16 protein-coding genes are annotated in these 14,580 nt (G+C 68.9%); 3 read left to right on the forward strand and 13 right to left on the reverse strand.

Annotated features, from left to right (window positions below):
- Nucleotides 1-52: 52 nt before the first annotated feature.
- On the reverse strand, nucleotides 53-1,900 hold the full coding sequence (gene glmS, locus ACIQRL_RS37920) for a glutamine--fructose-6-phosphate transaminase (isomerizing) (RefSeq protein WP_401340345.1): 1,848 nt from the start codon (nucleotides 1,898-1,900) through the stop codon (nucleotides 53-55).
- 214 nt (nucleotides 1,901-2,114) lie between these two features.
- Between glmS and coaA the strand changes: the two genes are divergently transcribed.
- Together coaA and ACIQRL_RS37930 are read left to right on the forward strand one after the other, a co-directional pair.
- Nucleotides 2,115-3,104: a type I pantothenate kinase gene (coaA, locus tag ACIQRL_RS37925; protein ID WP_401340348.1), complete on the forward strand. Its 990-nt coding sequence runs from the start codon at nucleotides 2,115-2,117 to the stop codon at nucleotides 3,102-3,104.
- 40 nt (nucleotides 3,105-3,144) lie between these two features.
- Entirely contained in the window at nucleotides 3,145-4,098 is a 954-nt protein-coding gene (locus tag ACIQRL_RS37930; protein ID WP_401340350.1) for a DUF389 domain-containing protein, read from the forward strand.
- Between the two features lie 119 nt (nucleotides 4,099-4,217).
- On the opposite strand, the gene glmM is transcribed toward ACIQRL_RS37930, so the two are convergent.
- The 4 genes from glmM to ACIQRL_RS37950 form a co-directional block, all read right to left on the reverse strand.
- Entirely contained in the window at nucleotides 4,218-5,576 is a 1,359-nt protein-coding gene (glmM, locus tag ACIQRL_RS37935) for a phosphoglucosamine mutase (protein ID WP_401340351.1), read from the reverse strand.
- Between the two features lie 195 nt (nucleotides 5,577-5,771).
- A complete protein-coding gene (gene rpsI / locus ACIQRL_RS37940) occupies nucleotides 5,772-6,299 on the reverse strand; it encodes a 30S ribosomal protein S9 (RefSeq protein ID WP_355843961.1) in 528 nt (175 codons plus the stop codon).
- 42 nt (nucleotides 6,300-6,341) lie between these two features.
- Nucleotides 6,342-6,785, reverse strand: a complete 444-nt coding sequence (gene rplM, locus ACIQRL_RS37945) for a 50S ribosomal protein L13 (RefSeq protein WP_168529673.1) — start codon at nucleotides 6,783-6,785, stop codon at nucleotides 6,342-6,344.
- 555 nt (nucleotides 6,786-7,340) lie between these two features.
- Nucleotides 7,341-7,679, reverse strand: coding sequence for a hypothetical protein (locus ACIQRL_RS37950; protein WP_401340355.1), 339 nt, complete (start codon nucleotides 7,677-7,679; stop codon nucleotides 7,341-7,343).
- Nucleotides 7,680-8,099: 420 nt separating this feature from the next.
- On the opposite strand from ACIQRL_RS37950, the gene ACIQRL_RS37955 reads away from it, so the two are divergent.
- Nucleotides 8,100-8,987: a hypothetical protein gene (locus tag ACIQRL_RS37955; RefSeq protein ID WP_401340357.1), complete on the forward strand. Its 888-nt coding sequence runs from the start codon at nucleotides 8,100-8,102 to the stop codon at nucleotides 8,985-8,987.
- Between the two features lie 95 nt (nucleotides 8,988-9,082).
- On the opposite strand, the gene truA is transcribed toward ACIQRL_RS37955, so the two are convergent.
- From truA to map, 8 genes are all read right to left on the reverse strand, one after another.
- Nucleotides 9,083-9,949, reverse strand: a complete 867-nt coding sequence (truA, locus tag ACIQRL_RS37960; RefSeq protein ID WP_401340359.1) for a tRNA pseudouridine(38-40) synthase TruA — start codon at nucleotides 9,947-9,949, stop codon at nucleotides 9,083-9,085.
- A 93-nt stretch (nucleotides 9,950-10,042) separates the two neighbouring features.
- Complete coding sequence (rplQ, locus tag ACIQRL_RS37965; RefSeq protein ID WP_351555371.1) at nucleotides 10,043-10,540, reverse strand: 50S ribosomal protein L17; 498 nt, start codon at nucleotides 10,538-10,540, stop codon at nucleotides 10,043-10,045.
- A 125-nt stretch (nucleotides 10,541-10,665) separates the two neighbouring features.
- Nucleotides 10,666-11,688: a DNA-directed RNA polymerase subunit alpha gene (locus ACIQRL_RS37970; RefSeq protein WP_003966937.1), complete on the reverse strand. Its 1,023-nt coding sequence runs from the start codon at nucleotides 11,686-11,688 to the stop codon at nucleotides 10,666-10,668.
- Between the two features lie 178 nt (nucleotides 11,689-11,866).
- On the reverse strand, nucleotides 11,867-12,271 hold the full coding sequence (gene rpsK / locus ACIQRL_RS37975; RefSeq protein WP_003956432.1) for a 30S ribosomal protein S11: 405 nt from the start codon (nucleotides 12,269-12,271) through the stop codon (nucleotides 11,867-11,869).
- 69 nt (nucleotides 12,272-12,340) lie between these two features.
- Nucleotides 12,341-12,721: a 30S ribosomal protein S13 gene (gene rpsM, locus ACIQRL_RS37980; protein WP_081218901.1), complete on the reverse strand. Its 381-nt coding sequence runs from the start codon at nucleotides 12,719-12,721 to the stop codon at nucleotides 12,341-12,343.
- A 218-nt stretch (nucleotides 12,722-12,939) separates the two neighbouring features.
- A complete protein-coding gene (gene rpmJ, locus ACIQRL_RS37985; protein ID WP_003998809.1) occupies nucleotides 12,940-13,053 on the reverse strand; it encodes a 50S ribosomal protein L36 in 114 nt (37 codons plus the stop codon).
- Between the two features lie 67 nt (nucleotides 13,054-13,120).
- Entirely contained in the window at nucleotides 13,121-13,342 is a 222-nt protein-coding gene (gene infA, locus ACIQRL_RS37990; protein ID WP_003948620.1) for a translation initiation factor IF-1, read from the reverse strand.
- A gap of 291 nt (nucleotides 13,343-13,633) precedes the next feature.
- Entirely contained in the window at nucleotides 13,634-14,473 is an 840-nt protein-coding gene (gene map / locus ACIQRL_RS37995) for a type I methionyl aminopeptidase (protein WP_401340363.1), read from the reverse strand.
- Nucleotides 14,474-14,580: the final 107 nt, after the last annotated feature.

Raw genomic sequence — 14,580 nt, forward strand, 5'->3', positions numbered from 1 at the left:
GCTCGCACCCTAGAGGTCGGGGCCCCGGCACGGCCTCACACCGCGGCGCCGCTCACTCCACCGTCACCGACTTCGCCAGGTTGCGCGGCTGGTCCACCTCGTTGCCCCGGGCGGTGGCCAGTTCGCAGGCGAACACCTGGAGGGGGACGGTCGACACCAGCGGCTGCAACAGCGTCGGCGTGGCCGGGATGCGGATGAGGTGGTCGGCGTACGGGACGACCGCCTCGTCGCCCTCCTCCGCGATGACGATCGTGCGGGCGCCCCGGGCCCGGATCTCCTGGATGTTGGAGACGATCTTGTCGTGCAGGACCGAGCGCCCGCGCGGTGACGGGGCCACGATCACGACCGGCAGGTCCTCCTCGATCAGCGCGATCGGCCCGTGCTTCAGCTCGCCCGCCGCGAAGCCCTCGGCGTGCATGTACGCCAACTCCTTGAGCTTCAGGGCACCTTCGAGCGCCACCGGATAGCCAACGTGCCGCCCGAGGAAGAGCACGGTGTCCTTGTCGGCGAGGGATCGCGCGAGTTCCCGTACGGGCTCCATGGTCTCCAGGACCCGCTCGACCTCGCGGGAGATGCGGGACAGCTCCCGGATCACGGCCTGGATCTCGTCGCCCCACTTGGTGCCGCGCACCTGGCCCAGATACAGCGCCACCAGGTAGCAGGCCACGAGCTGGGTCAGGAACGCCTTGGTCGAGGCGACGGCGACCTCGGGACCGGCGTGCGTGTAGAGCACCGCGTCGGACTCGCGCGGGATCGTCGAGCCGTTGGTGTTGCAGATCGCCAGTACCCGGGCGCCCTGCTCACGGGCGTGCCGCAGCGCCATCAGCGTGTCCATGGTCTCGCCGGACTGCGAGATCGCGATGACGAGCGTTCGGCGGTCCAGGATCGGGTCCCGGTAGCGGAACTCGCTGGCCAGCTCCACCTCGCACGGGATGCGCGTCCAGTGCTCGATGGCGTACTTGGCGATCAGCCCGGCGTGGAAGGCGGTCCCGCAGGCGACGATGACGACCTTGTCGGCCTCGCGCAGCACCTGGACCGGGATGCGCACCTCGTCGAGCGTCAGCGAACCGGCCGCGTCGATCCGGCCCAGCAGGGTGTCGGCGACCGCCTTGGGCTGCTCGGCGATCTCCTTGAGCATGAAGTAGTCGTAGCCGCCCTTCTCCGCCGCCGAGGCGTCCCAGTCGACGTGGTACGAGCGGACCTCGGCGGGACTGCCGTCGAACCCGGTGACGGTCACACCGTCGCGGCGGAGCTCGACCACCTGGTCCTGCCCCAGTTCGATCGCGGAGCGGGTGTGGGCGATGAACGCGGCGACGTCCGAGGCGAGAAAGGCCTCGCCCTCTCCGACGCCCACCACGAGCGGCGAGTTCCGGCGGGCGCCGACGACCACGTCCGGATCGTCGGCGTCCACCGCGACCAGCGTGAACGCGCCCTCCAGGCGCCGGCAGACCAGCCGCATCGCCTCCGCCAGGTCCGCGCACGAGGAGAACTCCTCGGCGAGCAGATGAGCGACCACCTCGGTGTCCGTCTCACTGGCCAGGTCGTGGCCCCGCTCGGCCAGCTCGGCGCGGAGCAGCGCGAAGTTCTCGATGATGCCGTTGTGGACGACGGCGACCCGGCCCGCGTTGTCGAGGTGCGGATGGGCGTTGGTGTCCGTGGGTCCCCCGTGGGTGGCCCAGCGGGTGTGCCCGATCCCCGTCGTTCCGTCCGGCAGCGGCCGACTGCCCAGCTCCTTCTCCAGGTTGACCAGTTTCCCGGCCCGCTTCGCGACGGCTAGCCCCCCGTCCGCCAGGACGGCGACACCCGCCGAGTCGTATCCCCGGTATTCCAGCCGCTTCAGTCCGGCCATCACCACATCGAGCGCCGACTGCGACCCCACGTATCCCACGATTCCACACATGTTCGGCAGCCTAGAGGCCGAAGACGCCCCCCAAAGAGACGCCGCCTGCCCGAAATCGGAAATTCCCGGCAGCCACGAGACCCTCCCGGCGCTCGCCTCCGCGGCACGTCGGGGGCCCGGCACCCACGTGACGCACCCCGAAAGCCGGGGGTGGCCGGCGCCCACGTGACGCACCCCACCTCCCACCCCGTTCAAACTCCGTTAACAATGGACTGTGATCTCTCCGGTCTCCTCGTTGCCGCGGAGCGCCCACCGGTCAAAGCCGGAGGCGACTCCCTACGTCGACCTCACCCGTGCCGAGTGGAGCGCGCTGCGCGAAAAGACGCCGCTCCCGCTGAACGCCGAGGAGGTCGAGAAGCTGCGCGGTCTGGGCGATGTCATCGACCTCGACGAGGTGCGGGACATCTATCTGCCGCTGTCCAGACTGCTGAATCTGTACGTCGGCGCCACGGACCGGCTCAGGGGCGCCCTGAACACCTTCCTCGGCGAGAAGGGCTCCCAGTCCGGCACCCCGTTCGTCATAGGCGTCGCCGGTTCCGTGGCGGTCGGCAAGTCCACCGTCGCCCGGCTGCTCCAGGCCCTGCTCTCCCGCTGGCCCGAGCACCCGCGCGTCGAGCTGGTCACCACGGACGGTTTCCTGCTCCCCACCAAGGAGCTCGAAGCGCGCGGGATGATGTCCCGCAAGGGCTTCCCCGAGTCGTACGACCGCCGGGCCCTGACCCGGTTCGTCGCCGACATCAAGGCGGGCAAGGACGAGGTGACCGCGCCCGTCTACTCGCACCTGATCTACGACATCGTGCCCGGCGAGCGGCTCACGGTCCGCCGCCCCGACATCCTCATCGTCGAGGGCCTGAACGTGCTCCAGCCGGCGCTGCCCGGCAAGGACGGCCGCACCCGCGTCGGCCTCGCGGACTACTTCGACTTCAGTGTGTACGTCGACGCCCGCCCCGAGGACATCGAGCGCTGGTACCTGAACCGCTTCGGCAAGCTCCGCGCGACGGCCTTCCAGAAGCCCGACTCGTACTTCCGCAGGTACACCCAGGTCTCGGAGGAAGAAGCCCTCGACTACGCCCGTACGACCTGGCGCACCATCAACAAGCCGAACCTGCTGGAGAACGTGGCCCCCACCCGCGGCCGGGCGACCCTCGTCGTGCGCAAGGGCCCGGACCACAAGGTGCAGCGCCTGAGCCTGCGCAAACTGTAGGCCCGTACGGCGCTCGCGCATGTACGACTAATCTGCCGCCATGCTGCACCTGCGCCTGATCACTCCCGCCGACCGGACCGACGACGTCGTACGCCTGATCGAGAAGACAGTCGGCACCACGCACCTCGTCGTGCTCCCCGGTGCCGCCCGCAATCCCGCGGGCGATGTCGTGATGTGCGACGTCGCACGCGAGGCGGGCGACGAACTCATCGGCGCGCTGCGGGAGACGGGGCTCGACCGGACCGGGTCGATCGCCGTCGAGACCATCGAACTGTCGCTGTCGAAGCGGGCCGACAAGGCGGAGGACGAGGCCCCGGGCGAGGGAGCGGACGCCGTGCTGTGGGAACAGCTCAGGGACGTGACGCACGAGGAGTCGACGCTCAACGTCACCTATCTCGCGTTCCTCACCGTGGCCACGATGCTGGCGGCCTGCGGTGTGATGCTCGACAACGCGATCCTGATCGTCGGCGCGATGGCCGTGGGTCCGGAGTTCGGACCGCTGGCGGGCATCTCCACGGCGCTGGTGGAACGCGCCCCGCACCTGGTGTGGCGGTCGCTGTGGGCGCTGCTCGCCGGTTTCGCGGCGGCGATGGTCATGACCGCGGGCTTCAGCTGGCTGATGGACGTCTTCGGGCTGTTCGACAAGTCCATGGTGGAGGCGGCCCGGCCGAACACGGCGTTCATCTGGAAGCCGGACTGGATGTCGTTCGTGGTGGCGTTCCTCGCCGGAATCGCCGGAACGCTGTCCCTCACGTCCGCCAAGTCGGGCGCCCTGATCGGCGTCGCGATCTCGGTGACCACGGTCCCGGCCGCCGCGAACGCCGCCGTGGCCCTCAGCTACACGGAGTACTCCCAGACCTGGGGATCCACCAAGCAACTGCTGTTCAACCTGCTCGGCATCGTCGTCGCCGGCACCCTCACGCTGCTCGCCCAGAAGTGGTTCTGGGCGATGCAGCGCAGGCGCCGGGCCGTCCTGCCGGACCCCGCCCGCTGACAGGCCGCCCGGCGGCGACACCCGACACCCGCACAGCCGCCACCCGCACAGCCGTGAGGCCCGGCACCCCTGGGGTGCCGGGCCTCACGGCTGTGCGGGTGGGGGGACCAGCGCCTGTTCTAACCGAGCGCCGACTTCACCGCGTCGGCGAGGCGGCCGGCCACCGACCGTGCGTGGTCGATGTCGGCGGCCTCGACCATGACGCGGACGAGCGGCTCGGTGCCGGAGGGGCGCAGCAGCACCCGTCCGGTGGAGCCGAGTTCGCGCTCGGCGTCGGCGACCGCGGCGGCCAGCTCGGAGGAGGTGTTCACCCGCGACCGGTCGACGTCGGGCACGTTGATGAGGACCTGCGGCAGCCGCTCCATGACCGAGGCGAGGTCGCGGAGCGTACGGCCGGTCTGCGCGACCCGGGCGGCGAGCAGCAGGCCGGTCAGCGTGCCGTCACCGGTGGTGGCGTGGTCGAGGATGATGACGTGCCCGGACTGCTCGCCGCCGAGGGCGTAGCCGTGGCGCTTCATCTCTTCCAGGACGTAGCGGTCGCCGACTCCCGTCTGGACGAAGGCCAGGCCCTCGCGCTCCATGGCGAGTTTGAACCCCAGGTTGGACATGACCGTCGCGACAACGGTGTCGGAGCGCAGTGCGGAACGCTCCCGCATCGCCAGCGCGAGGACGGCCAGGATCTGGTCGCCGTCGATCTCGTCGCCCGTGTGGTCCACGGCGAGGCAGCGGTCGGCGTCGCCGTCGTGCGCGATGCCGAGGTCGGCGCCGTGCTCGACGACGGCGGCCTTGAGGAGCTCCAGGTGGGTGGAGCCGCAACCGTCGTTGATGTTGAGCCCGTCGGGCTCCGCTCCGATCGTGATGATCTCGGCACCGGCCAGCGCGAAGGCCTCGGGCGAGACCCGGGCCGCCGCGCCGTGCGCCTCGTCGAGAACGACCTTCAGACCGTCGAGCCGGTTCGGGAGGACACCGATGAGGTGGGCGACGTACTGGTCGAAGCCCTGGTCGTACGAGTTCACCCGGCCGACGCCGGACCCGGTGGGGCGGTCCCAGGGAGCGCCGGTGCGGTGCTCCTCGTAGACGCCCTCGATCCGGTCCTCCAGCTCGTCGGCGAGCTTGTGCCCGCCGCGGGCGAAGAACTTGATGCCGTTGTCGGGCATGGCGTTGTGGCTGGCCGAGAGCATCACACCGAGGTCGGCACCCAGTACCCCGGTGAGGTGGGCCACCGCCGGGGTGGGCAGCACACCGACGCGCAGGACGTCCACACCGGCGCTGGCGAGGCCGGCGACCACGGCGGCCTCCAGGAACTCCCCGGACGCGCGCGGGTCCCGCCCGACCACCGCTACTGGCCGGTGGCCTTCGAACGTGCCCGCCTCGGCGAGTACGTGTGCCGCTGCCACGGAAAGCCCGAGCGCGAGCTCGGCCGTCAGATCCGCGTTGGCGACACCGCGCACGCCGTCCGTGCCGAAGAGTCGTCCCACTTGTCCTCCTGAGAAAGCTGCAGAGTACGGAAGTCCTCCGAAGGATACGGAGCCATCCGATCACATGAGCCTTTGAGCACCTTGTGCCGTTATACGCCCAACCACTGTGATAAACGAACGCCCCGGCGGCACTGTGGCGTGCAGCCGGGGCGTTCGGAGCTACGCGTACTGACGCGCAGAAGCAAGCAGCGAAGATTAACGCTTGCTGTACTGCGGCGCCTTGCGGGCCTTCTTGAGACCGGCCTTCTTGCGCTCGACCGCACGGTCGTCGCGCTTGAGGAAGCCGGCCTTCTTGAGGGCGCCGCGGTTGTTGTCCACGTCGGCCTCGTTCAGCGCGCGGGCCACGCCGAGGCGCAGGGCACCGGCCTGACCCGAGACGCCGCCACCCGAGATGCGGGCGACAACGTCGTAGCGGTTGTCGAGCTCGAGCACCTTGAAGGGCTCGTTGACTTCCTGCTGGTGCACCTTGTTGGGGAAGTAGTCCTCAAGGGTGCGACCGTTGATCTTCCACTTGCCGGTGCCCGGGACGATCCGGACGCGGGCGATGGCGTTCTTGCGACGGCCCAGGCCTGCGGCCGGCTGCGGGTCGCCGAAGCGGCCCGCGAGCGACTCCGAGGTGTACTCGCCCTCTACGGGGACCTCGGACTCGCTGGTGTAGCTCTCGATGTCGACAAGCTCGGTCTCAGTCTCTTCGACCGGCTGCTCAACGGTGGTCTCGGCCACGATTCTCCTCAGATTCTTTTTCGTCTTAGGGGGTGGCCGGAACTACTGCGCGACCTGGGTGATCTCGAACGGGACCGGCTGCTGCGCAGCGTGCGGGTGGTTCTCGCCCGCGTAGACCTTCAGCTTCGAGAGCACCTGACGGCCCAGGGTGTTCTTGGGAACCATGCCCTTGATGGCCTTCTCGACGGCCTTCTCGGGGTTCTTCGCCAGCAGCTCGTCGTAACGGACGGAGCGCAGACCACCCGGGTAACCGGAGTGGCGGTACGCCAGCTTCTGGGTCTTCTTGTTGCCGGAGAGGTGCACCTTGTCGGCGTTGATGATGATGACGAAGTCACCAGCGTCGACGTGGGGCGCGTAGATCGGCTTGTGCTTGCCGCGCAGAATGTTCGCAGCAGTGGTCGCCAGACGGCCCAGGACGACATCCTGGGCGTCGATGACGTACCACTGGCGAGTGATGTCGCCGGGCTTGGGGCTGTACGTACGCACGGTCGTAGCCTTCGCTTCTTCAGTGAGTGGGTCCTGACATGGCCACCACGGACGATCACGACAGCCCTGACCGCACTGCGGTGACGCATACCGCGTGCAGATCGCTGGTCATCAGCCCCGGTGGACCGGTGTAAGGGCCCCTCACGTGAGAATGAGCAAGCCAATACACATAACGAACTGCAAGCTTACCCGCGGTGGCCCGGAAGGGTCAAAACGCGAGTGCTCACCCCGTCGTGGCCCGTCGTCCCTGTCGCTGAGCGACGAAGTGGTCGGGGCCGCCGAGCGGCGGATGCCGGGGACGCCAAAGCGCCACCGATGCAGTCAATACACACAGGGTAAAGCAGTCCCGGAGGGAACGTCGGGTCACCGCTTCCAGCCAGGGCCGGTCGGCACCGGGCCCCTGCGGCACCGGCGTCGGCCAGAACCACCGGCCCACGGGCCGCCGAAGCGGGATACGGCAGCCCCGCGAGCAGCAGCGGCACCACGACGAGCAGACAGTGGTCGCACGACGGCCGGGACACCAGGAACGCCGACAGCGTCAGCAGCACCGCGGTCTCAACAAGCCGCAGCGGCCCGGGAACCCGCCGGGACCAGCGCCGGTACGCGGCGGGGACTCCCGCGCCCGCCGCCGCGCGGGCGAGCGGGCACCGCCACCCAGGACGGCACCCCGAGCCGCGGCAGCACGGCCACCGGAGAAGCCTCGTAAAGGCGTACGAATCGATCATGGCTCCGGAGCGGAAACGGCAGCGTCCGTGTGACGAATCCCGCAGGATCCGGCATCAGCGGTGCCGCGGCGGCGGTCACCGTCCAGTCGCCGAGCGAGACCAGGTGCCCGAGGGGCGCGAAGCCCAGCGCGAGCCCGGCGGGGCCGAGCACCCCGGGGCGGCTGCGCAAGGGGACCCCCGTGCACCCGCAGCGCCCAGGCCCAGCCCGCCACCAGCAGGGCGGTCGCCGTCAGCGGGACCAGGGACCGCAGCGCGTCCGCCGCGAGCAGCGCCTGCGGCATCGCGGCGAGCACCGCGCCCGGGAGATGGGGGAAGCGCCGGTCGGCGTAGGGCGAGCCGCCGGCCGGTCAGGTGCGCGCCGCCCGTACGACGATCGCGTTGTCCATCCCGCCCGCCACGGTGTCGCGCGCGACCCCCACGGCATGCGCGCACAGCACCGCACCCGACACCGCCCGCGCATGCCGGGAGGCCCTACGTACCAACCACCCTGAGATGTCACTTTTGCGCGTACGCATTCAGATCACGCTAGGGGCTCAAGTGCCCGGTGGAGCGGACCGGCACCCCCCAACGCCCGTCTAAGATGCGGCGCATGAGTTATGGGCAGGGTGGGCAGGGGCAGCCCCCGTGGGACCCCTGGAAGCCGGGATCTCAGCAACCGCCTCAGTGGGGCAATCAGCGGTCCGGCGGGAATCCCGACTGGGCCGCAATGGCAGAGGCTTCCGAAACGCGCAACAGGCGCCGCAAAGTGCTGTTCATCGTGGGCGGGGCCCTGGCCACCGTCGCGGTCGGCGCTGCCGTGGCCATGGCCGTCGCCAACGCGAACGGGAGCAACCAGGCGGGCCATCAGCCGTCCCAACTGCCCGCCAGCGCGGACATCCCGGGTGCCACGACGCCGGCTCCGTCCTTCGCGCCGACCTCGGCTCCGCCGCCGCTGGATCCGAAGCAGTTCATAGCCAGCGCGCAGAAGGACACCGCGCCGCTGAGCCCGGACATCCTCTTCCCCGGTACGCAGCTCACCATGGGCGACCGCGTGTACCGCAAGGGTCCGACGGCCGACACCAAGAACTGCGCCTCGGCGGCGAAGGGCACGCTGCCGCCGGTCCTCACCAAGGACGGCTGCACCCGCTTCCTGCGCGTCACCTACGTCAAGGACGGGGTGGCGGTGACGGTCGGCGTCGCGGTCTTCGACACCGAGGCCCAGGCGACCAAGGCCAAGGCGGACGCGGACACCAAGAGCATCATCGCCTCGCTCCCCGGCAACGGCATCAAGTCGTTCTGCGACTCGGCCGTCTGCCGTTCGACCACCAACTCCTACGGCCGTTACGCCTACTTCACCCTCGCCGGTTTCACCAACGGCAAGGACGTGACGACGAAGGACACCGCGGTGTTCACGACCGGCGACGATCTCGCGCAGTTCGCCTTCCTCCAGATCAGCCGACGGGGCCAGGCCCAGGCATCGGCCGCCGCCGAGCAGTAGCGGTTCCGGGCGGCGGCCCCGGCCGCCGCCCCCGTACCGCCCAAGGCAGTTGAGGCACCCGCCGCCGAGGCGCCCGCCCGGCAGGCCCGCCGGTGTCAGCAGGTCGCGCAGCCGCCCGCACCCGGCAACGTCCGCTTGTTCCTGGCCTCCTTGCTCCGCGCGGCCAGCAACTCGTCCGCGGGGTAACCGACTTCTTCGAGCGTCAGCCCGTGCGGCCGTACGACGTGCACGGCCGAGTCCCGTACGGCTGCGGCGAGCACCTTCCCCGGCCACTCGGGCCCGCGATGCCCGTCCCCCACGAACAGCAGGGCCCCGATCAGCGACCGCACCATGTTGTGGCAGAAGGCGTCGGCCCGCACGGTCGCGGTGATGACCCCGTCCTCACCGCGCACCAGGCTCAGTTCCTGGAGCGTACGGATGGTCGTCGCGCCCTCGCGCTTCTTGCAGTAGGCGGCGAAGTCGTGCTCCCCCAGCAGCCGTTCGGCCGCCTGGTTCATGGCATCGACGTCCAACGGCCAGTCGTGCCACAGGACATGACTGCGCAAGAGGGGGTCGACACCGCCGGGTTCGTCGGTGACGCGGTAGGCGTAGCGCCGCCAGATCGCCGAGAACCGCGCGTTGAAGCCGGGCGGCGCCTCGGTGAGCGACCACACCCGCACGTCCTTCGACAGCCTCCCGGCCAGCCGCTTCAGCAGCTTCTCGCGGTGCTCGGCCCACAGCTCCGCGGGGAGGTCGACATGGGCCACCTGGCCACGCGCGTGCACTCCGGCGTCGGTCCGCCCGGCCACGGTCAGCTCGTACGTGGTGTCCTTCGTCCGCGTCACCGTGCGCAGCGCGTCCTCGATCTCGCCCTGCACGGTCCTGCGTCCCCCGGCCTGCTTGGCCCACCCCGAGAACTCGCTCCCGTCGTACGACAGATCCAACCGCACCCGCACGAACCCGGGCTCCGCTTCGTCACTCACACCTAGATCCTCTCAAGCCCGGGCGTCTGCCCGGCAACGCGAAAGCGGGCCCGCCCCCGAAGGGACGGACCCGCTCACAGCAAGGCAAGTGCCTCAGGCGTCCTTCGACTCCTCGGCGGGAGCCTCGACGGCGTCCTCGACCTTGGTGTCCTCGACCTTGGCCGGGGCCTCGGTCTCCTTGACGGCACGCTTGGTGGCCGCCTCGGCCTCACCGGTGGCCTGCTGGGCCACGGTCAGGGCCTCCACCAGCTCGATGACAGCCATGGGCGCGTTGTCGCCACGACGGTTACCGATCTTGGTGATACGGGTGTAGCCACCCGGGCGGTTCTCGTAGCGCGGGCCGATCTCGGTGAAGAGCGTGTGCACGATGCTCTTGTCCGTGATCACCGAGAGCACCTGACGGCGGTTGTGAAGGTCACCCTTCTTCGCCTTGGTGACCAGACGCTCCGCGTAGGGACGCAGACGACGGGCCTTGGCCTCGGTGGTGGTGATGCGGCCGTGCTCGAAGAGCGACTTCGCGAGGTTCGCGAGGAGCAGCTTCTCGTGCGCGGCGCTGCCGCCCAGACGGGCACCCTTGGCGGGCTTCGGCATGGTTTCTCCTAGGTGTCTGCCCCGGCCGTATCAGGTACCGGGGACAGTGTCCGAGCGGGCGATTGCCCGTCGAAGATCCGGGGTCCCGAGGGCCCCCGGAGGACGGAAGCCGTCCCAGTACCGGCTCAGTACTGCTCGGTCTCCACGAAACCCGCGTCCGCGTCGTCGTCGGCGCCGAAGGCGTCGGCGGCGGCGGTCGGGTCGAATCCGGGCGGGCTGTCCTTGAGGGCCAGGCCCATGCCGGCCAGCTTCGCCTTGACCTCGTCGATGGACTTCGCACCGAAGTTGCGGATGTCCAGGAGGTCGGCCTCGGAGCGGGCGACGAGCTCACCCACGGAGTGGATGCCCTCACGCTTGAGGCAGTTGTACGACCGAACGGTGAGCTCGAGCTCCTCGATCGGCAGGGCGAGATCAGCGGCGAGGGCGGCGTCCGTGGGGGACGGGCCCATGTCGATGCCCTCGGCGTCGATGTTGAGCTCGCGGGCCAGACCGAACAGCTCGACCAGGGTCTTACCGGCCGACGCCATGGCGTCACGCGGACGCATGGCCTGCTTGGTCTCGACGTCGACGATCAGCTTGTCGAAGTCGGTGCGCTGCTCGACACGGGTCGCCTCGACCTTGTACGTGACCTTGAGCACCGGCGAGTAGATCGAGTCGACCGGGATGCGCCCGATCTCCTGACCGACCTGCTTGTTCTGAACGGCGGAGACGTAGCCGCGACCGCGCTCGACGGTCAGCTCCATCTCCAGCTTGCCCTTGCCGTTGAGCGTGGCGAGGACGAGGTCGGGGTTGTGGACCTCGACACCGGCCGGGGGCGCGATGTCGGCGGCGGTGACCAGACCCGGGCCCTGCTTGCGCAGGTACATCACGACCGGCTCGTCGTGCTCCGAGGAGACGACGAGCTGCTTGATGTTGAGGATCAGGTCGGTGACGTCCTCCTTGACGCCCGGCACGGTGGTGAACTCGTGCAGGACACCGTCGATGCGGATGCTGGTGACAGCAGCGCCGGGGATCGACGAGAGGAGGGTGCGGCGCAGGGAGTTGCCGAGGGTGTAGCCGAAGCCCGGCTCCAGCGGCTCGATCACGAACCGGGAGCGGAATTCGTCGACGACCTCTTCGGTCAACGAGGGACGCTGAGCGATCAGCATGTGGTGATCAGATCCTTCTTTCGTGGACGCCCGCTATTTGACGCCCGACGGAACCGCGCCTCACAAGAGGCCGGGTACAGCAAGGGTACGGGCGATACGGCCCTTTTACGGAGCCGTACCGCCCGGAAACCTCGAACCAGCACAGGGCCGTCGAGATCGACGACCGAGCAGCCGTGCGTCAGACGCGGCGGCGCTTCGGCGGACGGCAGCCGTTGTGCGGGGTGGGGGTGACGTCCTGGATCGAGCCGACCTCGAGGCCAGTGGCCTGGAGGGAGCGGATCGCGGTCTCGCGACCGGAGCCCGGGCCCTTCACGAAGACGTCAACCTTGCGCATGCCGTGCTCCTGCGCGCGACGGGCGGCCGACTCGGCGGCCATCTGCGCGGCGAAGGGGGTGGACTTGCGCGAGCCCTTGAAGCCGACGTGGCCGGCGGAGGCCCAGGAGATCACGTTGCCCGAGGGGTCCGTGATCGAGACGATCGTGTTGTTGAACGTGCTCTTGATGTGGGCGTGCCCATGAGCGACGTTCTTCTTTTCCTTGCGGCGCACCTTCTTGGCAGCGCCCTGACGACCCTTGGGGGGCATCTATTTCTCCTACGGGGAGGTGGTCGGTCCTACAGCGAAGACCGCTGATGAAGCGTTGTCCGCTGAGGACTACTTCTTGCCCGGCTTCTTCTTGCCGGCGATCGCGCGACGCGGGCCCTTGCGGGTACGAGCGTTCGTGCTGGTGCGCTGACCGTGCACGGGCAGGCCACGACGGTGGCGGATGCCCTGGTAGCAGCCGATCTCGATCTTGCGGCGAATGTCGCCCTGGATCTCGCGACGGAGGTCACCCTCGGTCTTGATGTTGGCGTCCACGTACTCGCGGATCTTGACCAGCTCCTCCTCGGAGAGGTCACGAACGCGCGTGTTGGGGTTCACGCCAGTCTCGGCCAGCGTCAGCTGGGAAAGGGTCCGGCCGATGCCGAACACGTAGGTGAGGGCGACCTCCACACGCTTTTCGCGCGGGATGTCAACACCGGAAACGCGTGCCATTCAATGGCTCCAGTTGTCGTTCGGAGGTCTTCCGCAGAATCGGATCCCGCCCGCCGTCCTGCCCCGATCCAAGGGATCGAGCATTCGGTACGAACCGGGTCCCCGGCCTCCGACCGGGGGTGTCAGGCCTGATGAGACTCAGCCCTGGATCCTGCGTATGAACATGTACTGCTGCGTCGCGCGAAGTATCTGCGGAGTGCAGAAGGTGCGGTCGTGCGTCAGCCCTGGCGCTGCTTGTGGCGCGGGTTTTCGCAAATGACCATGACCCGACCGTGACGGCGGATCACCCTGCACTTGTCGCAGATCTTCTTGACGCTCGGCTTGACCTTCATTAGGTGAGGTTCTCCGGGTCAGTGCCACCCCCCGCGTCCCGGAACGGAACACGGAGCAAGGCAAGATCTACTTGTAGCGGTAGACGATCCGGCCGCGCGTCAGGTCGTACGGAGACAACTCCACCACGACCCGGTCGTCAGGGAGGATGCGGATGTAGTGCATGCGCATCTTGCCGCTGATGTGCGCCAGGACCTGGTGGCCGTTCTGGAGCTCCACCTTGAACATCGCGTTCGGAAGAGACTCAACGACAGTGCCCTCGATCTCGATGGCACCTTGCTTCTTGGCCACGCTTTGCCCTTCGAATCGACTACCTTGATCGACTCCGCGCTAGCGCATGCAGACATGCGGGTGCACGAGAGCCGACGAGTCAGTCTACGTCAGGGCCCCCGGAAAGACGAATTCATCTCCGTCCTCCTCCGCCACTCATGAAGATGCCCCGCCCCTCGGCGCCGTATGCGCGAGGGGCGGGGCTGACCGATTGCAGGGTCGACAGAGAAGGGAGCGGACGAAAAGCGATGAGCAATATCGAACGTAAGATCGATATTATGTGATCTTGCGAACGCCCGAACGGGCGGTGCCTCAGCTCGCGAGGGGGTCGGGCGCCGCCGTGACCCCGTACTCGGCGAGCTTCGCCCTGCCGCAGTCGGGTGCCGTCAGGACCAGCGGCCCTTCCTCCGTCAGCGCCACGGAGTGCTCCCAGTGCGAGGACCAGGTCCCGTCCGTGGTGATCACGGTCCAGTCGTCCTCCAGCACGTCGGTCCGCGGTGTGCCGAGGGACACCATCGGCTCGATCGCGAGGCAGAACCCGGGGACCAGCTTCGGTCCTTTCCCCCGCTTCCGCTCGACGTAGTTCAGCAGGTGCGGGTCCATGTGCATCTCGGTGCCGATGCCGTGGCCGCCGTAGTCCTCGATGATCCCGTACTTGCCGCCGCCCGGCTTCGGCTGCCGGCGGATGTAGGTCTCGATGGCCCGCGAGACGTCGACCAGACGGTTGCCCGCCTTCATGGCCGCGATGCCCGCCCACATCGACTCCTCGGTCACCCGGGAGAGCTCGATCAGCTCCGGAGCGTGGCCGGTGCCCACGAACGCCGTGTACGCGGCGTCGCCGTGCCAGCCGTCCACGATCGCGCCGGCGTCGATGGAGATGATGTCGCCGTCCTTCAGGACGGTCTTGTCGTCCGGGATGCCGTGGACGACGACCTCGTTGGCCGAGGTGCAGATCGTCGCGGGGAAACCGCCGTACCCGAGGAAGTTCGACTTGGCGCCGTGCTCCTCGAGCACCTTGCGGGCGACCTCGTCCAGGTCCCGGGTGGTGGCACCGGGCACGGCCGCTTCCCGCGTGGCCGCATGGATCGCCGCGACGACCAGCCCCGCCTCACGCATCTTGGCGATCTGCTCGGGGGTCTTGATCTGCACCATGGTGGCTGCGGCCTTTCTGGACCGGGACTACGGACTGTTCCAACGATACGGGGGACCGGACCCACCCCGCCCGGGGTCGGGGACCCCTGGCACGCGCAGGACCCTTC

The sequence above is a fragment of the Streptomyces sp. NPDC091209 genome (genome assembly GCF_044757755.1).
Classification (GTDB): Bacteria; Actinomycetota; Actinomycetes; order Streptomycetales; family Streptomycetaceae; genus Streptomyces.

Bases quoted from the DNA above. Each gene is read 5' to 3' on its own strand.
- glmS (WP_401340345.1), bottom strand. From the start codon at position 1,900: ATGTGTGGAATCGTGGGATACGTGGGGTCGCAGTCGGCGCTCGATGTG.
- ACIQRL_RS37930 (WP_401340350.1), top strand. From the start codon at position 3,145: ATGCTGCACCTGCGCCTGATCACTCCCGCCGACCGGACCGACGACGTC.
- ACIQRL_RS37955 (WP_401340357.1), top strand. From the start codon at position 8,100: ATGAGTTATGGGCAGGGTGGGCAGGGGCAGCCCCCGTGGGACCCCTGG.
- rplQ (WP_351555371.1), bottom strand. From the start codon at position 10,540: ATGCCGAAGCCCGCCAAGGGTGCCCGTCTGGGCGGCAGCGCCGCGCAC.
- ACIQRL_RS37970 (WP_003966937.1), bottom strand. From the start codon at position 11,688: ATGCTGATCGCTCAGCGTCCCTCGTTGACCGAAGAGGTCGTCGACGAA.
- rpsK (WP_003956432.1), bottom strand. From the start codon at position 12,271: ATGCCCCCCAAGGGTCGTCAGGGCGCTGCCAAGAAGGTGCGCCGCAAG.
- rpsM (WP_081218901.1), bottom strand. From the start codon at position 12,721: ATGGCACGCGTTTCCGGTGTTGACATCCCGCGCGAAAAGCGTGTGGAG.
- rpmJ (WP_003998809.1), bottom strand. From the start codon at position 13,053: ATGAAGGTCAAGCCGAGCGTCAAGAAGATCTGCGACAAGTGCAGGGTG.
- map (WP_401340363.1), bottom strand. From the start codon at position 14,473: ATGGTGCAGATCAAGACCCCCGAGCAGATCGCCAAGATGCGTGAGGCG.